Genomic DNA, 22,676 nt, shown 5'->3' on the forward strand with positions numbered 1-22,676 from the left:
TCCTCTATAGCTTAGCTGAGACAGCAACAAATTTAATACTAATAACATAATAAATAGCAAATAATGTCAATCGAAAATGTAGATGTTCTAATAATCGGAGCAGGTCCATCTGGAAGTGTTGCAGGCAGTTACTTACACAAAATGGGTATTAGCGCTAAAATAGTAGAAAAAACAAAGTTTCCTAGAATTGTAGTAGGTGAAAGCCTTATTCCCCGTGTAATGGATCACTTTGAAGCAGCTGATTTACTTCCAGCCTTGCATACCTACAATTTTCAACCGAAACCTGGTGCCCGATTTATCCGAGGAAAAGAAATCTGTATCTTTGATTTTAGCGATAAATTTTCAGAAGGTTGGGATTGGACATGGCAGATTCCTCGTGCAGATTTTGACAAAGCTATAACGGATGAAATGCAGCGAAAAGGCATTGATATCCAATTTGAAACAGAAGTAATTAAGGTAGAATTTGATGGAACGAATTCCCTTACCACCGTTCGAAATGCACAAGGAGAAAGTTCGCAAATACGCGCTAAATTTTTAATTGATGCCAGTGGATATGGACGCGTTTTACCGCGTATGCTCAACTTAGATGCCGCCTCTAAATTAAGTCCACACTCTGCTATATTTAGCCATATCATCGATGATAGAAGACCAGAAGGAGTAGAGGGAACACAAATCTCATTTGACATTTTAGAAACCAAAGTATGGTTATGGGTTATTCCTTTCTCCAACGGAAAAACAAGTGTGGGAATTGTTGGTCCTACTGATTATATCAATACACTGGGAAATACCACAACAGAAGCCTTACAAAACGCCATTCAACTATCCGATTTTTACATCCAACGTTTTGGTGATTTACCTTTTGATTTTGAACCAAAAAAATTGTCAAATTATTCCACTAGCGTGTCGAAAATGTTTGGTGAAGGCTATGTATTAACAGGAAATAGCACTGAATTTTTAGATCCAGTTTTCTCTTCTGGGGTGTGTTTTGCCACCGAATCGGGTATGTTAGCAGCTAAACTAGCAATCAAAACACTAAAAGGAGAAACAGTAAATTGGCAAACAGAGTACGCCAATTATATGCAGGAAGGAATTGATGTATTTACCACCTATATCCAAGAATGGTACACGGGAAATCTACAAGAACTCTTCTTTCATCAACCTGAAAATCCAGACGTAAAACGCAAAATATGTTCGGTTTTAGCAGGCTATGTATGGGATAAATCTAATCCATTTGTTTTAAAACACAACAGCGTTATTCGCAATATGGCCCATCTAATAAAAATGGAAAAAGGCAGTTAATCTATCCTATACCAAACGAAAATCGCAAAGGAAAACACAATAAAGTAGCCCAAACGGAGCTACTTTTTTTATGTAGATCAGCGAATAAAATAGACAGAAATACAGCATTTGACACCTAAAACTGCTGACATTTTTTTTAATTCCTTCTCTCTTTTATACGTTTTACCACTGGATTAAACGCAGTGTAATCTCTTTTTTACATGGCAAAAAAAAAAGTACAGCCACTCTAAATAAAGAAAAAGTTAGGTCAAAACAGATATATTTCAGCTTGCATTCTCCTCGAAAATTAAGGAGAATTAACCCCAAAATAGCCCCTATTTTTAGCTGCACTTCCGTTGCTTTTCCCGCCTATTAAAAACGAAAAAACACCATCTATGCTTCGAGAAGGAAAATACTCCAAATTCTAAAATTTAAAAATAAAACCTTGATTTACAGCTAACTAACACTTATCAACATCGTATTTTTTAAAATGATCTAATACCTTGATTTTTAAGTAGATCGAAATAAACAGTTTTTGTTGATAAGTAGGGAAAGAATAGAATAACTATTTTTTGTTTAATTGAAATTTATTACAATACGGGATTGGAATGTTGATGTGCAAATTTATTTTTTAGATTCTATTAGTTAGATATCCATAGCCTATGCACCACTTATTAACAGAAATACACACCCTAAGTTGTTGTGAAAAGGCTGTTGATAACGGTTATCAACCGTGTTAATAAGATAGCTATATACTTATTTTAAAGCGATTTAAGAAATGATATCCTGTTAATAAGTTTTTATAAGTCAAAACAGCAAATTCTAGCTGAAAAGTTATTGTACATATTAACAAGCAATATAATAGAGAACCTTTTTTTAAATTTTTAAAAAGATTTTTATTCTATTATTTATATTGTTGATAACGTTGATAAGTCTGTTTTTTTCTCTTTTTGTTTCTTCTTGTCAAAAGTTGACTTTTTTCCTTTTATTTCGTTTCGTTTTTCAACGCTTTTATTTCGTCTGGGGATTGTAGTTTGCGTAAAAAAATTTCGCTTGCCCTTTGATCGATTTACGAAAATTATAAGGCGAAGGTTGAGGTGGTTTTCTGTTGTCTTATTTTTTTAAGAGGCCTTGTATTTTGCGTAAATAAAAATTGCTCATCCTTTAACCGATATACGAAAATTCTAGGCAGTAGTTTGAGTCGATATTCGCTTACCTCCTTTTTTTAGGATCCCGCTGTATTTTGCGTAAACAAAAATTACTCACCCTTTGATCGATTTACGAAAATTATAGAGAGGAGTTTGGGTTGTTTTTTTGTTGTCTTATTTTTTTAAGAGGCCTTGTATTTTGCATAAAAAAAAATTACCTATCCTTTCATCTGTTTACGAAAATTATAGGCAGGAGTTTGAGTCGTTATTTGCTTACCTTCTTTTTTTGGATCCCGCTGTATTTTGCGTAAATAAAAATTGCTTACCCTTTGATCGATTTACGAAAATTATAGAGAGGAGTTTGGGTTGTTTTTTGTTGTCTTATTTTTTTAAGAGGCCTTGTATTTTGCATAAAAAAAAATTACCTATCCTTTCATCGGTTTACGAAAATTATAGGGAGAAGTTTTAGTTGTTATTCGCTTGCGTTCTTTTTTTGGATTCCGCTGTATTTTGCGTAAATAAAAATTGCCTACCCTTTGATCGATTTACGAAAATTATAGAGAGGAGTTTGAGTCGATATTCGCTTGCGTTCTTTTTTTGGATCCCGCTGTATTTTGCGTAAAAAAATTTTGCTTGGCCTTAGATCGATTTACGAAAATTATAGAGAGGAGTTTGAGTCGATATTAGCTTGCGTTCTTTTTTTGGATCCCGCTTTATTTTGCGTAAAAAAAAATTGCTTGCCCTTAGATCGATTTACGAAAATTATAGGAAGATGTTTGTGTGCCTGTTCGCTTGAGTTGCTTTTTAAGATAGCTCTGTATTTTGCGTAAAAAAAAATTGCTTCCCCTTTAATCGGTTTACGAAAATTGTAGGCAGTAGTTTTACTCTGTATTTGATAGATTTAATTTTGCTTCTTCTTGTAAATGGTTTAAAAAATTTTCCAGAGACTTTCGTGTGTTTTATGAAAAATAGGGGAGGGATCTTTAGTTCTTGTCTAGGTTTTGTTGTTTCTTATATTTGCCATTCTAATTTCGGCTCAAGTACCTTTTAATTTGTAGATTTCTTGATTAAAATTTTTCCAACCTTTGTTGTTAAAATTTATTTCTTTTCAAGGTTCGTTTTTTATTTTTATCTATCTTTGATTGGTGAAAGCTGGACATTTGCGTATTTGATTCTAGTTTTTCTTTTTTTTAAAATACGCCAATTACAGGAGCTATTTTTTTTGACTTTTATATGGCTTTTTATTGTTTGAAGCTAAATACTGGTATTACTACAATTTATTTTCAGTTACTTTTTTATTATTTACTGTAGTTCGTTAAAGGTAAGTTTTGAAATAATTTGTTTCAAATTCAGCTTTTCTATTTGTGAATCTTTTTAGATTTCAGTGTATTACTGTTTTGATTTTCATTGTACCTTTGCCAGATATTTTTATTTTATATGATAACTTTTAATTACGAACTGGATTTTTCGCTCCAAAACGAATCCCAATATGAGACTTGGATAGCTTCTATTATTGGTTCTGAGGGTTTTTTGGTAGGGGAGATAAACTATATTTTTTGCACAGATGAGTACTTACACGAAATCAACGTAAAGTATTTAGATCATGATACCTTAACTGATATTATTAGTTTTGATTATACTGATAATCAAGTAGTTAGTGGAGATATTTTTATTAGTATAGAACGTGTAAGAGAAAATGCTGCTGATTTTTCGGTGGATTTTCACACTGAATTATTACGAGTAATGGCTCACGGCATCCTACACTATTGTGGATTTAAGGACAAGAGTGAGGAAGATGAAGCGCTGATGCGTCAAAAAGAGGATGAAAAAATAAAATTGTTCCACGTGGAACACTAAAATGAAAAGATTTTTACAAAAATGAGCATTTTTCAAGATAGATATGATGTAGTTGTTGTTGGTGGAGGGCATGCTGGCTCCGAAGCTGCTGCAGCTGCTGCGAATATGGGATCAAAAACACTTTTGATCACCATGAGCTTGCAAAATATCGCGCAAATGTCGTGTAATCCTGCTATGGGTGGGATTGCTAAAGGACAAATTGTTCGCGAGATCGATGCCTTAGGCGGATATTCTGGGATTGTTTCTGATCAAACGGCTATTCAATTCAAAATGTTGAATAAGTCTAAAGGTCCTGCTATGTGGTCTCCTAGAGTACAATCGGACCGTATGCGTTTCTCTGAAACATGGCGTTTGATGCTGGAAGGAACACCCAATTTAGACTTTTATCAAGATATGGTAAAGTCTTTACTGGTTAAAAATCATCAAGTCGAAGGTGTGGTAACGAGTTTAGGATTGACTATAAAAGCCAAGACGGTAATCCTTACCAATGGTACTTTTTTAAATGGTTTGATCCACATTGGTGAAAAACAGTTTGGTGGAGGTCGAGCAGGAGAGGGAGCGGCTTTTGGGATTACAGAGGATTTAGTTAAGCTAGGGTTTACTGCTGGCCGTATGAAAACAGGTACACCTCCCCGTGTAGACGGACGTTCGTTAGACTACACCAAGATGGAAGTTCAAGGAGGAGATATCAATCCTGCTAAGTTTTCCTATATGGATGTAACCTCGCCTTTAAAGCAACAAAGAGACTGTTATATGACCTATACTTCTGCTGAAGTACACGATCTACTTCGTGAAGGTTTCGATCGTTCTCCGATGTTTACAGGACGTATAAAGAGTCTAGGTCCGCGTTATTGTCCTTCTATCGAAGACAAGATTAATCGTTTTGCCGATAAGGAAAGACACCAAATATTTGTTGAACCTGAAGGGTGGAATACATGTGAAATTTACGTCAATGGTTTCTCAACCTCTTTGCCAGAGGATATTCAATTTAAAGCTTTACGCGCAGTTGCAGGATTTGAAAATGCGAAGATTTTCCGTCCTGGCTATGCGATTGAATACGACTATTTTCCACCGACACAATTAAAACATACTTTGGAAACAAAGCTGGTCGATGGATTGTATTTTGCAGGGCAAATCAATGGAACAACCGGATACGAAGAAGCGGCTTCTCAAGGGTTGATGGCAGGTATAAATGCACACTTAAAAGTGAACGAAAAAGAGCCTTTAATCTTGCGTAGGGATGAAGCTTATATCGGAGTTTTGATTGATGATTTGATCACAAAAGGAACAGAAGAACCTTATCGCATGTTTACTTCTCGAGCAGAATATCGCACTTTATTGCGTCAAGATAATGCTGATTTTAGATTAACACCGATGGCATATTCGATCGGATTAGCCTCTGAAGAGCGCATGAGAAGAATGGAATATAAGCGTTTGGAGTCTGATAAATTTGTTCAATTCTTTAAAGAAACCAGTGTCAAAACAGAAGAGGCAAATCCTATTTTAGAAGCTAAAGGATCGTCTTTAATGAGTCAGCCAGACAAAATGTTTAAGGTATTTTCTCGCCCACAAATTGAGTTAGAAGACATCTTAAAATTCCAAAAAGTGGAGGAGTATATTGCCGAGCACAACATCGATCAGGAGGTTATAGAGCAAGCAGAAATTCAAGTGAAATATTCGGGTTATATCGAAAAGGAAAAGAACAATGCAGACAAATTAACTCGCTTAGAAGATGTGAAAATTCCGGAGAATTTTGACTATGATAAGATCGTGTCTCTCTCATTTGAGTCGCGCGAGAAGTTCAAAAAGATTCGTCCAATTACCATTTCACAAGCATCGAGAATAAGTGGAGTAACCCCGACAGACATATCGATTCTATTAATCCATATGGGGAGATAGGAGGGGATAGCAACTAAAGGATAAGGATTGTTCCACGTGGAACAATCCTTATTTTTTTGTTTAGTAGGTTCGAATTAAGCCCCGTCTTTTCAATGTATTAGCTGGATGTTTAAAGTAAAGGATCAAGTGAAAAAACCCGACTAACTGCCTTTTATAAGGGATTTGGGTAGAGGAAGTAGGAATCGATAGGAATAGAATTAGCAACGTGATTGATATCCTAATAACCCTACTGTACTGTCTTAATTGATGACTTATCTATGGTTTAACTTCCTTAAAAAAATCGGGGACAAGAAAGGGAAATCAATTGTGAACTCGAAATAGTAAAGTATAAAACCTTGGCAAAAGAAGGAGAATCTTTCAGACGCTTATTCTGTTTTTCGATAGCATATAAAAAACAAAAAAAGGAGCGATCATCTAAACAATTCGGTTGTAAAAAATAGACCCACCAGAATACTTTTGTTTAAAAATAAAGTAGAAATTAGACCGGAGTAGATCATTCAAAATTGACGGATTTTTTTTAAAAATATTCAGTTTGAAAAAATGAGGGAACTATTTTTTTGTGATAAAACCTTGTGGAATTTTGACCGCCTAAATCCAACATAAAAAAATGAAAAGCATAAAAATCAAAACCGAAAACGACTTGTTTTTTTACATCTAGTTTACACGATAAATTGGTGTTTTTTTTTCTACTAAATCAAAAGGTGAAAGTTGGATTTTGGATTGCTACTTTTTTTCTTTTTCAATTTTTAGCAATTTGAAAAAGCTAACTTTTTTATGGAAGTTCATCCGAAAAAAATCAATCCGAAAACACAAAATTTCCATTCCAAAATGGAAACTAAAAACGTTCAAAATTTAAGGGAAAAGCGCAAGCTTTTTTTGAATACTCCTAAAATTAGGTGGTACTAAAAAAGGAACCTATTTTTATTTTCTTTAGAAAAAGCAATCAAAAAAAAATAAGAATAACTTTTTTAGATCGACAAAAAAAGAAGAGAAAAGAATGATTGATGCAAAATAGATAGCTCATTCTTTTTTTCTTTCCCTTTGTAATTAAAATTTTGATTGGAGAATAAACGTGTTTTTCTTAGATTAAATTTTAAATTTGGAAGATGATTTTTTTCACTTCGAAAAAAAGCGTTGTAGATTAAAAAGTATAGAGTAGATGGAAAAATTGAATTTTACAAAAGACGAGAAATTTTTAACGGTGCAAGATCACGCTGTTTCAAAAGAAGTATTTTCCTTGTTCTATAATCGCGCTTATGATTTACTGCTTACAGATCCTGTTCCAGCAAAAGAAAATTTGAACAACTACTATCTAAGTGAGAATTACATTTCGCATACGGATGGCAAGCGCAATTTTTTTGAACGAATTTATCAAGGTATAAAGCGCATTGCTTTACGCAGAAAAGTAGATTTGCTTTTCAAACAAAATAATACAGTGGGAACGCTTTTGGATATTGGCTGTGGTACAGGTGATTTTTTGGTAGAAGCGAAAAAGAGCGGATGGGCCACTACAGGCTATGAGCCAAATGAGCATGCTTTTGCCAAAGCAAAAGCGAAGGGAATTACTTTAGTAAAAAAATTGAGTGAATTGGAAGCTCATACATTTGATGTAATCACCCTATGGCATGTGTTGGAACATATTCCTAACTTAGAAGAACAAATCGTTGAATTGAATCGCTTGTTGAAACCTGGAGGTAAATTAATCGTCGCCGTGCCTAATTATAAGTCCTATGATGCTGTTTATTACAAAGAGTATTGGGCAGCCTTTGACGTACCAAGACATCTTTGGCATTTTTCTCAATCTTCGATTCCGCGTATTTTTTCACTTTTTGATTTTACTGTCGACGAACTTCATCCGATGCTGTTTGATAGCTTTTATGTTTCCCTTTTGTCGGAACAGTATAAAACAGGAAAGCGAAATTGGGGTAAAGCTTTATTTGTTGGTTTGCGTTCCAATGTTGAAGCGAGAAATACGATGGAATATTCTTCTTTAATTTATTGCCTGTCTAAAATAAACTAAAACACAAGGATGGCGTAAAAACTGTAGGTATTGAACTGTTTTTCTTATTTTAAAGCGTTTTAAACTACTTTTTTTAGTTGAGTCAATACTTCGTATAGCAAAATATAGATTGTGGATAAGAAAGAAGCTATTATAGCTAGTATTAATAGTTTATTTCTATTGTTTATACTATCTTTATAAGTTATATTTATCGGAATATATAAATTGAAATAATGTAGTATACATTAAAAGTTTTTTTAATTTTACATGTTTTTAAAAAAATCAAAAATGAAAAAAGGTATTTTCGTATTAGGATTAGCTGGATTGTTATTTTCTTGTAACAACAATACAAACTCTGCTGCAACAGAATTTAAAACTGCGTATATTGATTCTTCTAAATTAATGACAGAATATCAAGAGGTAAAAGATATTGAATCGAAATACAAAATAAAATCTGAAGAGAAAGGAAAAGAGCTAGAAGGAGAAATTGCACAATTTCAACGAGAGATTCAAAATTTCCAAAATAACGCAGCACAAAAAGGACAAGCGTGGGCTCAACAAAAAGGAGGAGAGTTACAACGTAAAGAGCAACAAATTCAAATGAAACAACAGTCGATGTTTCAAGAATTACAAGCTGCTAGCGCAAAAGAAATGGATTCAGTAGTGAAAAAAGTGAAAACACACATTGCTGACTATGCGAAGAAAAAGAGTTTAGACTATGTATTTAATACAGAAGAAGCTTCCACTGTAATTTACGGTAAAGAAGAGTACAATATTACGGATGCCATCATCAAAGAATTGAATGCAAAGTATTCAGGTTCATCTGCTGCTTCAACTGTAGACGATAAGAAAGCAGAGGAAACTCCTGCAACAAAAGAAGAAAAATAAGAATATTTAATTACGTATATTATTCAAATAGTCCTAAGCATTCTTAGGGCTATTTTTATTTTAAAACCAATTTAAGTTTTATCTTACCTCAAAAAATGGAAAATTTTTCAAGCGAAGCCAAGTACGTTTTACAGTTTATCAACGAGACCAAGCAGTCCATTTTTTTAACGGGAAAAGCGGGGACAGGAAAGACCACATTGTTGAAAGAGATTGTCAAAAGCACGCATAAAAATACGGTTATTGTTGCTCCAACAGGTATTGCAGCCTTGAATGCTGGAGGTGTTACGATACATTCTTTTTTTCACTTTCCCTTAGCTGCCTTTATTCCGGATGCAGTAAACCCACCTATATTTAGTGAATACGTAAAATTTGAAAATCGGGTGTCGATTAAGAAGCATTTCCGCATGAGTAATGTACGTCGTTCGCTGTTTCGCAATTTAGAATTGCTCATCGTTGACGAGGTGAGTATGCTTCGCGCCGATGTACTAGATGCGATGGATTTTATGTTGCAAACGGTTCGACGCAATAATCAGCCCTTTGGTGGGGTTCAGTTGCTTTTTATAGGCGATTTGTTGCAATTACCTCCCGTGGTGAAAAACGAAGAATGGGAAGTCTTGAGAAGGTATTACGATGGTTCGTATTTCTTTCACTCCTTGATTGTTCAATCCAATCCACCACTGTATATCGAATTAGACAAAGTCTATCGACAATCAGATGATGCTTTTATTAAAATATTAAATAACTTGCGCAATAACACGATTACTCCCGTGGATTTACAAGTACTCAATCAGTATGTAAATCCAACCTTTGATCAAAATAAATCGCAAGGCTATATTACCTTAACTACGCATAACGCCAAAGCAGATACGATTAATTCCGACTCCTTAGCGGCCTTAGAGGCAAAGGCTTATACTTATCAAGCTGAAGTGGTTGGTGATTTCCCTACGTCTATTTACCCCATTGAAAATCAGTTGCATTTAAAAGTGGGGGCGCAGGTAATCTTTGTAAAAAACGATTTATCCTTCGAGAAGAAATATTACAACGGCAAGATGGGGATTATACAAAAGTTGAGTAGCAAGGAGATTTTTGTTAAATTCCCTGAGGAAAATGAGGTGATTGAAGTAGAGCGATATGAATGGCAAAATATTCGGTATAAGGTCAATCCCAATTCTAAGGAAATAGAGGAGGAGCTTTTGGGAACCTTTACACATTACCCTTTAAAACTGGCTTGGGCCATTACGGTTCACAAGAGTCAAGGATTGACCTTTGAAAAAGCAATTTTAGACGTTTCTAAGGTGTTTTTACCTGGTCAGGCTTATGTTGCCTTGTCGCGATTAAAATCGCTGCAGGGATTGGTTCTATTATCGCCAATTCAAATGAATGGTCTAAAGAACGACTTCGATGTGATGCAATATGCCAAAAATAAGGCGGACAAAGACACTTTAGAACAAGAAGTGCTCAAGCAAACCCTACTTTTTTTGGAAGAGAAATTGATCGATGCTTATTCGTGGAAAGGATTGTGCCAGAATTGGCGCAATCACTTGTACTCCTACGGAGAGGAAAACGATAAAAGTAAAAAGAATGACTATAAAAGTTGGACGTTAAAAATTGTACAGACCTTGGAAGAACTCGTGCTATTAGCCGATAAGTTTACCAAACAACTCAGCCATATTTTTTATCAACAACCCGTGGATATTCACTTTGTCAAAGAGCGTGTGGACAAAGCCTATGCGTATTTTTTCCCTTCCTTAGATCACGTGGTATTTGAGCTGTTGTTTACCATGGCACAAGTACGTGGAAAGCGACAAATGAAGACTTTTTTCTCCGAATTAGAGGAATTGGAAGATCAGACAATTAAAGCAGTTTTAGACCTGAAAAAAACCAAACTTTTGGTTGATTTAGTCATTAAAAAAGAACGTATAACCAAAGAAAATCTACGCAGTTTAGAAATAGGGGAGTACCGCATCAATCACCTGACCCACATTGCCTCTTTATTGCGCACCACTAGATTGGATCTACAGGATGATTACGATCTTATAGAAGATTTAAAGTCTAAAGACAACCAGAAAAAAGAAAAGAAGAAAAGCACTTTTGTTCTAACGTATGAGTTGTGGATGGAAGGTCTGCGTGTAGATGCGATAGCTGCAGAACGCAAATTGACGCCTACCACTATATATTCTCATTTGGCTAAATTGATCAGCGATGGAAAAATTGAATTGCACGAAGTGTTAGACCAAGCGAAAATAAAACGTTTAAGCGAGGTGTTTTCACAACACGAGGGCAAATCGCTTGCAGACCTTAAAGCGGCTTCAGCCAACGAATTTACATGGGAAGAATTAAAATTATATCAACGCACTTTACCCGATAGCGAAACCGATTAGTTTCGCTATTTTTTATGGATTAATCGAGTTAATTTAATAGAGAGATCTGTAAAAATCATTTTGCTGTTTCCATTGCGTTCAATATGGTAAATTGCGTTGGATAATTCCTCAAAAATCTCTTCAATATTTGCGCCATTGACAAATGGGGCAAAGTTTTGCAGTTTAAATCGGTCGACTGATGTTTGGTAGTAAACCAAATCGGTCGATTGGTAGTTGTAAAGCAGCGCTTGTCGAAACAATTCAATACAAAATTCCAAAAATTGTTTTTGTTGTTCACGGCCTATGGTGGCTAAGTCCTCACTCCAATCAACGAGATCTTTAATGACTGCTGCATTGCCCTTGGCGCGAAAAGCCGCGCGAACCCAAGTGACAAATTTCTGTTCAAAATCCGTGGAATCGGCACCATTGCGCTGTAACTGCAATGCTTTGTTGTAATTGCCTTGCGCTTGACGAGCAAGCAAAGCCGCTTGCTGCTTGTCACACCCCTGATTGATTAAGGCTTGTTCGATTTCAACGCTGTTTAATGCCGTAAAACGCAACAACTGACAACGCGATAAGATCGTCTGTAAGATGGAAGTTTCGTTTTCGGCAATTAGAATAAAAATCGTCTTGGCAGGCGGTTCTTCTAGAATTTTTAAAATCTTATTGGACGCTTCTGTATTGAGTTTATCGGCCATCCAAATAATCATAATTTTATATCCACCTTCGTAGGATTTCAACGCTAGTTTTTTGAGGATTTCTCCTGCTTCATCCACGCCAATTTGCCCTTGTTTATTTTGAATGTCAATGTGGTTGTACCAATCAAATAAGCTGCCATAGGGGTTGTTTTTGATAAAAATACGCCAAGCTTCGGCAAATTTATCACTTGTAGGATGTTTGCTAACTTCAGTTGTTGTTGCCACCGGATAAACAAAGTGTAGATCGGGATGCATCAAGGCATTAAACTTGATATTACAACTTTCATTTCCGCCTGTGTTTTCACCACCTACATTGCGACAAAGTAGGTATTGCGCATAGGCAATGGCCATCGCTAATGTTCCAGTACCTTCTTGACCAATAAATAATTGGGCATGCGGGATTCGACCGGATTCGGCACTTTGTACTAAGTGATTTTTGATGTGGTTTTGACCAACTATTTCTGAAAATAACATAATGCAAATATAATGGAATTCTTTGGGTATGAGAATGTCTTGGAAAAGAAAACTTCCTCCTGTTTGGGCAACAATTTGATTCGCGTTTTGGAAGACAATTGCCAAGAGAAAATTAAGATAATAATTAAAATAAACGTAATTTCGATTTTAAAAAGATTTATATTTGCGTTAATTGGAACCTATTATAGAAAAATACAACTATGAAAACAATTGATACTGTGAATTTTAATGATAAAAAAGTTTTAATTCGCGTTGATTTTAATGTGCCGTTAAACGATGCTTTTGAGGTGACAGACACCAATCGTATTGAAGCGGCAAAACCCACAATTGAGAAAGTGATTAAATCGGGTGGAGTAGCCATTTTGGTTTCTCATCTGGGTCGTCCAAAAGGAGAAAAAAACCAAGCGTATTCACTGCGACATATTGCGGCTAAAGTGCAAGAAGTCTTAGGTACAAAAGTTACGTTTGTTGACGATTGTATTGGCGATACTGCGAAACAAGCAGTTGCCAACAGCAAAGCGGGAGATGTTCTTTTGTTGGAAAACTTGCGTTTCTACGCAGAAGAAGAAAAAGGAGAGGAGCAATTTGCTGCTGCTTTGGCTTCACTGGCTGATTTTTATATTAACGATGCTTTTGGTACAGCGCATCGCGCCCATGCTTCAACGACAATTGTAGCCAAATTTTTTCCAAATGACAAGTGCTTTGGTTATTTGTTAGCTAAAGAAATTGAAAGTATCAATAAAGTTTTACACAGTACAGATAAACCAGTTACAGCAATTTTGGGAGGATCAAAAGTGTCTTCTAAAATTACGATAATTGAAAATATTTTAGACAAAGTAGACCACATGATTATTGGAGGTGGTATGGCGTTTACTTTTGTCAAAGCACTTGGGGGAGCTATTGGCGATTCCATTTGTGAAGATGATAAAATTGAATTGGCATTGCGTATTTTAGAGCAAGCTAAGGAAAAAAACGTGGAGATTCACTTGCCTATTGACGTAGTCGCAGCGAATGCATTTTCAGCAGACGCTCAGACGCAAATTGTCGATGTAAAAGCAATTCCTGTGGGATGGCAAGGACTTGATGTCGGGCCAGAAACACTTGGGAGTTTGAAAAAGGTAATTTTGGATTCTAAAATTATTCTTTGGAATGGACCACTAGGGGTATTTGAAATGGAGAAATTTGCCAATGGAACCATTGAATTAGGAAACTTCATCGCAGAGGCAACAACTAAGGGTACATTTTCTTTAGTAGGAGGGGGAGACTCTGTAGCCGCTGTGAAGCAATTTGGATTAGCACCGAAAATGAGTTATGTATCTACGGGTGGAGGAGCTATGTTAGAAATGTTGGAAGGACAAATATTGCCTGGTATCAAAGCAATACAAGAATAACAGTATAGGGTGTAGTTGGCGTTGTGGACTATACCCTATATCAAAATATAAAATTATGATTTACAAAGGAGTAGCGTTATCCCTTATTAGCCTATTATCTTTAAGTTTACATGCACAAGAAGGAATAGAAGCAAGCAAGAAAGAACTAGATCCACAAGTATATTTGGATTCAATCAAAGCAAGTTTTGTCAATCATTCTACTAGCGAGCGCATAGAAAAGCTCTGGCTAGGTGAATTGATCAACCAAGATTTGTATGAGGAGATGAATGCAGATTTAACAGGGGATGAATTTTTTAGTGAAGATGCTGGAGAATACGATGGCTTAACAACCGAAGTCTTGAAAGAACGATTGGCTTTATTGAATGAAAAAACGCCATTTAACGTGGAGTATAACGAGTCTCTAGAGCGATTGATTAAGTCGTTTTTAAAGAAGAGAAAAAAGTCGTTCGAACGCCTATTAGGTCTTTCAGAATACTATTTTCCCCTATTTGAAGAACAATTAGCAAAAAACAATATTCCGCTGGAAGTCAAATATTTGACAATTGTTGAATCTGCTTTGAACCCAAAAGCAGTATCTCATATGGGAGCAACCGGGTTGTGGCAGTTTATGTATGCCACTGGAAAACAGTATAATTTGGAAGTTTCTTCCTTTAAAGACGATCGCGTGGATCCGTTAAAAGCATCTGAAGCAGCAGCCAAATTCTTAGGAGACCTCTATGCCATTTTTGGCGATTGGGATTTGGTATTAGCCTCGTATAACGCTGGTCCTGGAAACGTTTCTAAGGCCATTCGTCGCTCAAATGGCTTGACTAATTACTGGAACATACGTCCAAATTTACCACGTGAAACCCAAAACTACCTGCCTGCTTTTTATGCAACAATGTATATTTTCGAATATGCCAAAGAGCACGGAATCAAAGCCAATGACAATATTCCAATGAAATTAGTTCAAACCGATACTGTGGCAGTGAAACGCATGATGAGTTTTGAACAAATTTCTAAACTATTAGACATCAGCGAAGAAGAATTGGAGTTTTTAAACCCAACCTATAAATTAAAAGTTATTCCGTATTCCTCTAGCGAATTAAACTTCCTTCGTTTACCGTTGGATCGCGCTGGTTTATTAGTGTCGAATGAAGAAAAAGTATATGCTTATGTCGATTTTGAGGAAAATCGCAAAGAGAAGCCGAATTACGATATAGCCATTGCGCAAACGTCTAGTGTACGCAATAAATATCACACCATTCGCAAGGGTGAAAGCGTTGGTGTAATTGCCAAAAAATACGGTCTTTCTGTTGTTCAATTGAAAAAGTTAAACAACATGAAAACAAATGTTATCTATCCTGGTAAGAAATTAATCGTAGGGAAATCAACGGTTGCTCAAGCTTCAACGAATGGATATTACGTTGTTAAAAAAGGGGATTCTCTGTATTCAATCAGTAAAAATCTACCAGGTGTAACCATTTCTAAGTTGAAAGCTTTAAACAATATGAGCGATCAATCAACCTTACAACCGGGTATGAAATTGAGAATTAATTAAGTTACATCCTTTGAGATATTTTATTTTCTATATGGTTTGTTTGACTTTTTGTGTGAGTTGTAGTGAACGCACGCGAAAGGATGAAACACAACTGCCTTCCCAAGGTCAAGTGAACCAGGTCTTGGTGGTTATTGACGACGATTTGTGGTTGAGTAATGTAGGAGATACAATTCGAAATTACTTGGCGGCTGCTATTGAGGGAATCACTCCAGTGGAACCCAAATTTGATATTGATCAGCAATCGCCCCGTATATTTGAAAGTACCGCCAAGAGTAGTAAGCATATATTGTATGTGTCAACAAGTGAAAAGCGCACTAAATTTGAGCTTTTAATCAACGAGTACGCTCAACCGCAGCATTTTTTTGTGGTGGAGGGAAAGGACAATAAAAGCCTAATAGACAATTTCTTGAAGCACAAAGATTCCATTATCAGTCGCTTTCACCATCAAGAAATTAGCGAAATGCAGGATCGATTCAAAGAAAGTGTGTTGCGCGATGCTGATTTCTTGCAACATAAATACAAGATTAAGCTCGATCTGCCTGCGTCGTATAAACGCGTATTAACAGATGATAGCTTTGTGTGGTACAAGAAAGAAATAGCGTCTGGAACGAGTAATATTTTAATTTATTGCTTGCCGTATGAGCGAATTAAATCGACCACGGACAAAAGAGAATTGACAAGAGAAATTAATTTTTTGAGGGATTCCGTAGTTGAAAAATACGTTCACTCTTCAGAATCAAATACGTTTATGAATTTGATTGTCGATGCAGAACCACTCAGTCGAACGATTGAACTCAATGGAGTTGAAATTCTGGAAGTAACAGGTATTTGGGATATGGAAAATAGTTTTATGGGAGGTCCCTATCTAAGCTATATTGCCAAAGTAGAAGACAAAAAATATTATTTAATTCTTGAGGGGTTTACCTATAACCCGTCGATGAGTAAGCGCAATGTGTTGCTCGAATTAGAAGCCATTATGCGCACCCTGCGCATCAATCCATAAAAAAAGCGGAGCACTTAACGATGTGCTCCGCTTTTTTTATGCGATGTAATTTAAAGCGATTTAAACGCTTTTTTTTATTTTAATTGCTATTTCTACAACGCTATTGTAAAAGTGATTTAAACCGTTTTATTTTCACTTTCTGAGCTTGTTTGTTGGTGTTGACGAACAAATTTTTCGAACAAGGCTTTCATCTTGTATTCTACCTCTTGATAGGTCAATCGATCTTTGGTTTGATAAAACAACATCATTGCAAACTTTTGGTCCACGTGATCCAAGATTAGCGTTTTGTTTTTTCGATAGCACTCGCGCAGTAAACGCTTGTAATAATTTCGGTCTACCGCCTTTTTAAAATGGCGTTTTGACACGGAAACACCGGTTTGTAAAGGGGGGGCATCTTGGTCGTTTACCTCAATATAAACCAAGCGAAGTGGGTATTTACTAACAGATTTTCCTGTTATAAATAGTTCATCTATAAGCTTTTTAGCTTTTAGCTTTTCTTCTTTTGAATAAGTTTGGTTTTGTTTTGTCATAGGTGGTGCAAAGGTAGAAAAGGAAAACGATATCTATAAAAGAAAAGTCCTAGAATTAATCTAGGACTTTTGAGTTTTTTTATTGTTGTTTAGGCACAGTGGTTTTAACCCCCGCAATTGTGCGTTTTTATTCGTTGTGATACACGTTGTTTTCTTGATTGACATCTGCCATAAATTGGCTAGGGTCAATGAGAATAGATTTTATTGTATTTTTAGGTTTAGGGATGATGAATTTATAGTCTGGCTGCGCCCAACCCCATCCTTCTAAAATAGTGCGTTCATACTCGATATACTGATTGGGTTTGTTCCACATCATGGAAGTATAAGGCACATAAAAAGTTTCCATAGACCCATCTTGATAGGTTACTAAAATGTCTAAAGGCATGCCTGCACGACCAATGCGTTTTAAGGTTACTACAGATTGATTCTTTTGAATTTCTTCTACAAAGAGTACTGCATAGTCAATGGTGTTATTGGTCATGGTCCAATCGGTTAAATACCAATCGAGGTTTGCTCCTGTAATTCGTTCTGCCGTGCGTTTAAAGTCGTTCGGTGTAGGATGTGTAAATTTGTACTGGCTGTAGAATTCTTTTAGCGTTGTCATCATATTATCCCAACCGATGATATAGGCGAGTTGAGTTAAGAAGATCGATCCTCGGCTGTATGCTGAAATGGAATATGCTCTATTGGTTAAATAGTGATCAGCATGTGTAGTCAAGGGCTCTTGAATGTTTCGCGCTACCATGTTGTAGTAACTTTTATAGGTAGAAGCAAAGGGGTTGTTGTCTTCTAAATCTTCTTTAGGCAAGATTTGTAACATCGCTAAATCTGAAATAAAAGTTGTAAAACCTTCATCCATCCATTCGTGTTTTGTCTCATTGGTTGCTAACGTATGTTGAAACCAGCTGTGTGCTAATTCATGTGCTGTAACACCTACCAAACTTGCAAAATTGCGTTCTCCAGTAATTAGCGTACACATTGAATACTCCATTCCACCATCTCCTCCTTGAATAACTGAGTATTGAGAGTACGGATAATCGCCTACATTTTTGTTGAAGAAATCCATTAATTGAGCAGTAATGGGTTGTAATTTCTTCCAGTTTTCTACGATAGCAGGGTTGTTCTTGTACAAGAAATGTAATTTCACGCCGTTCGGTCCATCGTATATATCGTGGATGTAGTTTGGATCTGCTGCCCAAGTAAAATCGAGTACATTGGCTGCTTTGAAATGCCATGTTCTAGTTTTGCCTTTCACTGCAGGTACTTTTACCCCTTCATCTTCGTATCCAAATCCGATTTCGTTGTTGTTTTGTAAGATTCCAGTCCCCCCAACAATATAGTCTTTATCTAGGGTAATTTTTACGTCAAAATCACTCCATACACTGTGAAATTCTCTTCCTAGGTATTGCTCAGTATGCCATCCTTCAAAGTCGTATTCTGCCAATTTTGGAAACCATTGCGCCATAGATAAAGCAACGCCTTCTTTGCTGTTGCGTCCAGCTCTTCGAATCATTTGTGGAACTTGGCCTTCAAAGGTCATGTCTAATACTGTGGTCTGTTTTGGAGCTAGTGGTGTTTTTAACGTCACTTCCATTACAGTACCCACAACGTTGTTTTCTACCTCCACGCCATCTTGAGTAAGGTTTTTAATTTTAAGAAAGCCAATCTCGCTTTCTTTCAGCTTATTGATTCTGCTTTCATGGATTTTACGACCTCTTATTTCTTTGGTATCCACCATACGAGAATCAGGATCAGGAATAGACATCAACAAGGCGTCCATATCACTATTCGGCTGAAAGGCATTGAAATACAAGTGATAAAACACTTTGCGAAGCGTATCAGGAGAATTATTGGTATAGGCAACGGCTTGTTTTCCCGTGTACGTGAATTTTTTAACGTCCATTTTGACATCCATGCTGTAATCAGCATGTTGCTGCCAATACCCTGGATTTGGATTTTGTTGTGCGTTTGCCTGTTGCAAAAACGGCAAAAAACAAAAGAAAACTGCTACTAATTTTTTCATATCTTACTGTAAATTAAAACTCCACAACAAAGTAGAACTAAGTTGTGGAGTATAGGATATTTTTCCCGATTAGAAGAAAAATGTTATTTTTTTGCCTTAGCCAATTTTTCAGCTAAAAGTAAGGCATTGTATGCATTAACAAATTTTCCAGACGTCGAAATTGAATTGAAATTTCTCACTTCTTTTTTCTCACCAACTACAACATCAATATTTACGGCTACACCAGAATCCATGATGATTTTTTTCACTTCTGCTGCTGTAAATTCAGGGTAATACGCTCTAACTAATGCAGCAACTCCAGCTACGTTTGGCGAGGCCATAGATGTCCCTTGTAAGTATTCGTATGAGTTATTTGGCGTTGTTGCGTAAATTTTTACTCCAGGAGCAAATACGTCAACATCATAGTGTCCATAGTTCGAAAAGGTAGCCACCATATTTTTTCCGAACTTAGGATTTAAAGCTCCTACAACAAGGAAGTTGTTTGCTACTTCAGGTCCCATCTTCACGTTGTCATTTGGATAGCGTTCTACACCGCCATCAATGTTCAAATCCATAGCATCATTTCCTGCAGCTACAACGATTAATACGTCTTTAGATTCTGCATATTGGATTGCATCTCGCACCCATTGGCTATTTTCTTCAAAGTACTTACCAAAACTACCATTGATTACTTTAGCTCCATTATCTGCAGCATAGCGAATCGCTAAGGCAATGTCTTTGTCGTATTCGTCTCCGTCAGGAACAGCGCGTAAAGCCATGATTTCTGCAACATCTGATGCAACACCGTCTCCACCTAGCTCGTTGTGACGCGATTGAGCGATGATTCCCGAAACGTGTGTTCCGTGTTTTGCTTCGTCTCGGTCTGGACCTAATACATTGTTATCTCCATAAACGCGATCGTTGATGTTCGAATGATCATCACCCACTAGTTCACGTCCGTTGTAATCAATGTTTAAATGATATTTTAATTTGCTATCTCCGTAGTTTTTATACGTTTCTATCCAAGATAGCTCACGCCCATTGTTTAAAATAGGAGTAATTATTTTTTTAGAGTGTAAAATCTCTTCAGATGCATCCTCAGCAATTGCGTTTAGGTCTTCTACGGTATAGTCTTTTTTACCTAAGAAAGAGGCCAATCTTTCGTTGGCACGCATTAACATATCGGCTCTAACTTGGATTTCTTTTGCGTCATGGATTTCTTTTGCCAATTCTTTAACGGCTCTTTTGTATTGCTCAGATCCGTCATCTCCTCTGCGAACCACGCGTACCATCTCTACGTTTTCATGTACAGATTTACCTAAAAAGTTCCAACCGTGTACATCGTCAATATAACCGTTGTTGTCATCGTCTATGTTGTTTCCAGCAATTTCATTTGGATTGTTCCAAACCTGATCTTTTAAGTCATCGTGATCAATTTCAATACCCGAGTCTATCACTCCAACAACTACTTTTTTAGGAAGTGGTTTTCCCTTTAAAAGTTCCTCGTATGCACGATCAACAGACATGCCTGGTACGGTATCTCTTAGGATGTCTAAATGACTCCATCTCTTTAATTGTTCTTCAGATAAATCAGTAGTTCTTGTAGGCAGTTGATCTACATTTGAAATAGGCTGTTGTATAATTGCTTTTGAGCCTCCACAGCTAGCTAAAGCAAAAGCTAAGGCTGCCGATAGGTAAATTGGTTTAATCAAACGCATTGTTATTTTTTTTTAATTTCGATTTAAGACCGATAAAAATAGTATTTAATTAGTTGAAAACGTTAGGATTAACATTAAATTAAGATATCAGACACCTTGAATTTTTCATTTAAACGCACTCCTTTTTCGGTGTGTTGAACTGTAATTATTTCGTTATGAGCATCATGTTCTAAAAACAACAACCAGTTTTCGTCTGCAGCCATTTTTAAAAATTTTTCTTTTTCGCTTAATGTTAACAAGGGTCGGGTGTCGTATCCCATTACATAAGGCAAAGGGATATGGCCAGCAGTTGGTAAAAGGTCTGCGGTAAAGACCAATTTGCGTCCGTTGTACTCCAATATGGGAATCATTTGCTTATCCGTATGTCCATCGGCAAAGAAAATCGAGAATCCCAACTCGGTATTTAGGGTAAAATCGCCGTCGCTTTTCGGTACAAAATGCAAAGCGCCGCTTTGTTGAATAGGCAGGATATTTTCAGGTAAAAAAGACGCTTTTTCTCTGTCGTTAGGATTTGTGGCCCATTGCCAATGGGCCTCATTGGACCAATAACGCGCGTTTTTGAATGCGTTGACATAGCCTGTGCGATCGGCATTCCAATTTACTGCTCCCCCTACGTGATCAAAGTGAAGATGAGTCAGGAACACATCGGTAATGTCATCGGGGTGAAAACCGTGTTGTGCCAAAGACTTTTCTAAAGTATGGTCCCCCCAAAGCGCATAGTATCCAAAAAATTTATCCGACTGTTTGTTTCCCATCCCCGTATCGAATAGAATCAGACGATTGCCATCTTCAAGGAGGAGCAAACGCGCGCCCAAATCAATTTGATTGTTGGAGTCGGCAGGATTGGTACGGTTCCAAATCGCTTTGGGAACTACGCCAAACATAGCGCCACCATCTAATTTAAAATTGCCACTTTCTATGCTGTATAGTTTCATGTTGATTATTTTGAACAGTGAATGATGCAAAGTAAGAAATTTATGTAAAACCCTGGGCATAAATAACCAATTTATAAGGTATAATCTAATTTTGTATGCCGTTGTTCAGCAGCAAGTCGATCTGTGAGATTTTAGCATAAGCGGCGACAGAACGACTGTGTTTTGCATCAAAGTGAAAGGGTAGTTTAACTTCTTGAAAAAAAGTAAATTACCGTTAAAAAGGCCAAAAAAATGCTTTTCTTGGATTTGTTCAATCCTTTCTTTTTTTTGTGTCTTTTATATCCAAAATTAGATGCGAAATTTGTAACGAAAGCTTTTTAAATAGAAAAAGAATTTATTTCCCGTATTAAACGGATTTCGATTCGTTAGTAAAATTGATAAACTACTGCTTAATAAGTAATTAAAAATGGTTTTAAACAATAGATTTTATCGATTTTAGTATTAAAACTTCTAATCGTTATAAATATGTTAGTTAGTGCTAGAAACCATTTTTTTATAATACCTTTGTCAATCGGTATAGAATTAATCTATTTTAAGTAAAACGTATGATAAAAGTTTCAGATATAGCAAGTAAACGCGTTGCTCTTTTGATGGAAGATGAAGGATTCGATTCTAAGAGAGATTATGTACGTGTAGGGGTAGAAAGCGGCGGATGTTCCGGCTTATCGTACCAATTGAAGTTTGACCGTGAAATTTCAGAAACAGATAAAGTTTTCGAAGATAACGGGGTGAAGATTGCTGTTGATAAAAAAAGCTTTTTGTATTTAGTAGGAACAACTCTTGAATATTCAGGAGGATTAAATGGAAAGGGTTTCTACTTTAACAACCCGAATGCAAGTAGAACTTGCGGTTGTGGAGAAAGTTTTTCTTTATAGTACAAAAAGGGAAGGTTGCGATCTTCCCTTTTACCAAAGTAAAGTCTAATGTAGAAGCAGGTAATAATTGCTTTTAAGTAC

15 protein-coding genes are annotated in these 22,676 nt (G+C 36.3%); 10 read left to right on the forward strand and 5 right to left on the reverse strand.

The window, feature by feature from the left end; translation table 11 throughout:
* The first annotated feature begins 63 nt into the window (after nucleotides 1–63).
* From HX062_RS04545 to HX062_RS04570, 6 genes are all read left to right on the forward strand, one after another.
* Nucleotides 64–1,299, forward strand: a complete 1,236-nt coding sequence (locus tag HX062_RS04545) for an NAD(P)/FAD-dependent oxidoreductase (protein WP_286466564.1) — start codon at nucleotides 64–66, stop codon at nucleotides 1,297–1,299.
* A 2,564-nt stretch (nucleotides 1,300–3,863) separates the two neighbouring features.
* Nucleotides 3,864–4,283: an rRNA maturation RNase YbeY gene (gene ybeY / locus HX062_RS04550; RefSeq protein ID WP_286466566.1), complete on the forward strand. Its 420-nt coding sequence runs from the start codon at nucleotides 3,864–3,866 to the stop codon at nucleotides 4,281–4,283.
* A 21-nt stretch (nucleotides 4,284–4,304) separates the two neighbouring features.
* Nucleotides 4,305–6,182 (forward strand): tRNA uridine-5-carboxymethylaminomethyl(34) synthesis enzyme MnmG, encoded by a 1,878-nt coding sequence (mnmG, locus tag HX062_RS04555; protein WP_286466567.1) that lies wholly within the window; start codon nucleotides 4,305–4,307, stop codon nucleotides 6,180–6,182.
* Nucleotides 6,183–7,350: 1,168 nt separating this feature from the next.
* Nucleotides 7,351–8,202: a class I SAM-dependent methyltransferase gene (locus HX062_RS04560; protein WP_430530057.1), complete on the forward strand. Its 852-nt coding sequence runs from the start codon at nucleotides 7,351–7,353 to the stop codon at nucleotides 8,200–8,202.
* 267 nt (nucleotides 8,203–8,469) lie between these two features.
* Nucleotides 8,470–9,069, forward strand: a complete 600-nt coding sequence (locus HX062_RS04565; protein ID WP_286466568.1) for an OmpH/Skp family outer membrane protein — start codon at nucleotides 8,470–8,472, stop codon at nucleotides 9,067–9,069.
* A 95-nt stretch (nucleotides 9,070–9,164) separates the two neighbouring features.
* Nucleotides 9,165–11,450, forward strand: coding sequence for a helix-turn-helix domain-containing protein (locus HX062_RS04570; RefSeq protein ID WP_286466569.1), 2,286 nt, complete (start codon nucleotides 9,165–9,167; stop codon nucleotides 11,448–11,450).
* A gap of 5 nt (nucleotides 11,451–11,455) precedes the next feature.
* Here the strand turns inward: HX062_RS04570 and HX062_RS04575 are convergent, their stop codons facing one another.
* Nucleotides 11,456–12,601: a DNA polymerase III subunit gene (locus HX062_RS04575; RefSeq protein ID WP_286466570.1), complete on the reverse strand. Its 1,146-nt coding sequence runs from the start codon at nucleotides 12,599–12,601 to the stop codon at nucleotides 11,456–11,458.
* Nucleotides 12,602–12,801: 200 nt separating this feature from the next.
* Here HX062_RS04575 and HX062_RS04580 point away from each other — a divergent pair, with 200 nt between their 5' ends.
* From HX062_RS04580 to HX062_RS04590, 3 genes are read left to right on the forward strand one after another with little or no spacing between them, the layout of a single operon-like run.
* Nucleotides 12,802–13,992: a phosphoglycerate kinase gene (locus tag HX062_RS04580; RefSeq protein WP_182626023.1), complete on the forward strand. Its 1,191-nt coding sequence runs from the start codon at nucleotides 12,802–12,804 to the stop codon at nucleotides 13,990–13,992.
* A 55-nt stretch (nucleotides 13,993–14,047) separates the two neighbouring features.
* The gene (locus tag HX062_RS04585) at nucleotides 14,048–15,532 is read left to right on the forward strand and encodes a lytic transglycosylase domain-containing protein (protein ID WP_286466572.1); all 1,485 of its coding nucleotides are present in this window, start codon (nucleotides 14,048–14,050) and stop codon (nucleotides 15,530–15,532) included.
* A 10-nt stretch (nucleotides 15,533–15,542) separates the two neighbouring features.
* The gene (locus HX062_RS04590) at nucleotides 15,543–16,535 is read left to right on the forward strand and encodes a DUF4837 family protein (protein ID WP_255492354.1); all 993 of its coding nucleotides are present in this window, start codon (nucleotides 15,543–15,545) and stop codon (nucleotides 16,533–16,535) included.
* Between the two features lie 116 nt (nucleotides 16,536–16,651).
* Here the strand turns inward: HX062_RS04590 and rnpA are convergent, their stop codons facing one another.
* The 4 genes from rnpA to HX062_RS04610 form a co-directional block, all read right to left on the reverse strand.
* On the reverse strand, nucleotides 16,652–17,065 hold the full coding sequence (rnpA, locus tag HX062_RS04595) for a ribonuclease P protein component (RefSeq protein ID WP_286466573.1): 414 nt from the start codon (nucleotides 17,063–17,065) through the stop codon (nucleotides 16,652–16,654).
* Nucleotides 17,066–17,192: 127 nt separating this feature from the next.
* On the reverse strand, nucleotides 17,193–19,088 hold the full coding sequence (locus HX062_RS04600; protein ID WP_286466574.1) for a M1 family metallopeptidase: 1,896 nt from the start codon (nucleotides 19,086–19,088) through the stop codon (nucleotides 17,193–17,195).
* 83 nt (nucleotides 19,089–19,171) lie between these two features.
* The gene (locus HX062_RS04605) at nucleotides 19,172–20,785 is read right to left on the reverse strand and encodes a S8 family peptidase (protein ID WP_286466575.1); all 1,614 of its coding nucleotides are present in this window, start codon (nucleotides 20,783–20,785) and stop codon (nucleotides 19,172–19,174) included.
* Between the two features lie 74 nt (nucleotides 20,786–20,859).
* Entirely contained in the window at nucleotides 20,860–21,720 is an 861-nt protein-coding gene (locus tag HX062_RS04610) for an MBL fold metallo-hydrolase (RefSeq protein ID WP_182626018.1), read from the reverse strand.
* A 545-nt stretch (nucleotides 21,721–22,265) separates the two neighbouring features.
* Between HX062_RS04610 and HX062_RS04615 the strand changes: the two genes are divergently transcribed.
* Entirely contained in the window at nucleotides 22,266–22,595 is a 330-nt protein-coding gene (locus HX062_RS04615) for a HesB/IscA family protein (RefSeq protein ID WP_182626017.1), read from the forward strand.
* The last annotated feature ends 81 nt before the right edge of the window (nucleotides 22,596–22,676 follow it).

This window comes from Myroides sp. DF42-4-2 (genome assembly GCF_030326445.1).
Lineage (GTDB): Bacteria > Bacteroidota > Bacteroidia > Flavobacteriales > Flavobacteriaceae > Flavobacterium.

Excerpts from the sequence above, each read along its gene's own strand:
- HX062_RS04545 (WP_286466564.1), top strand. The coding sequence starts at position 64 with ATGTCAATCGAAAATGTAGATGTTCTAATAATCGGAGCAGGTCCATCT.
- ybeY (WP_286466566.1), top strand. The coding sequence starts at position 3,864 with ATGATAACTTTTAATTACGAACTGGATTTTTCGCTCCAAAACGAATCC.
- mnmG (WP_286466567.1), top strand. The coding sequence starts at position 4,305 with ATGAGCATTTTTCAAGATAGATATGATGTAGTTGTTGTTGGTGGAGGG.
- HX062_RS04565 (WP_286466568.1), top strand. The coding sequence starts at position 8,470 with ATGAAAAAAGGTATTTTCGTATTAGGATTAGCTGGATTGTTATTTTCT.
- HX062_RS04570 (WP_286466569.1), top strand. The coding sequence starts at position 9,165 with ATGGAAAATTTTTCAAGCGAAGCCAAGTACGTTTTACAGTTTATCAAC.
- HX062_RS04575 (WP_286466570.1), bottom strand. The coding sequence starts at position 12,601 with ATGTTATTTTCAGAAATAGTTGGTCAAAACCACATCAAAAATCACTTA.
- HX062_RS04580 (WP_182626023.1), top strand. The coding sequence starts at position 12,802 with ATGAAAACAATTGATACTGTGAATTTTAATGATAAAAAAGTTTTAATT.
- HX062_RS04585 (WP_286466572.1), top strand. The coding sequence starts at position 14,048 with ATGATTTACAAAGGAGTAGCGTTATCCCTTATTAGCCTATTATCTTTA.
- rnpA (WP_286466573.1), bottom strand. The coding sequence starts at position 17,065 with ATGACAAAACAAAACCAAACTTATTCAAAAGAAGAAAAGCTAAAAGCT.
- HX062_RS04600 (WP_286466574.1), bottom strand. The coding sequence starts at position 19,088 with ATGAAAAAATTAGTAGCAGTTTTCTTTTGTTTTTTGCCGTTTTTGCAA.
- HX062_RS04605 (WP_286466575.1), bottom strand. The coding sequence starts at position 20,785 with ATGCGTTTGATTAAACCAATTTACCTATCGGCAGCCTTAGCTTTTGCT.
- HX062_RS04610 (WP_182626018.1), bottom strand. The coding sequence starts at position 21,720 with ATGAAACTATACAGCATAGAAAGTGGCAATTTTAAATTAGATGGTGGC.
- HX062_RS04615 (WP_182626017.1), top strand. The coding sequence starts at position 22,266 with ATGATAAAAGTTTCAGATATAGCAAGTAAACGCGTTGCTCTTTTGATG.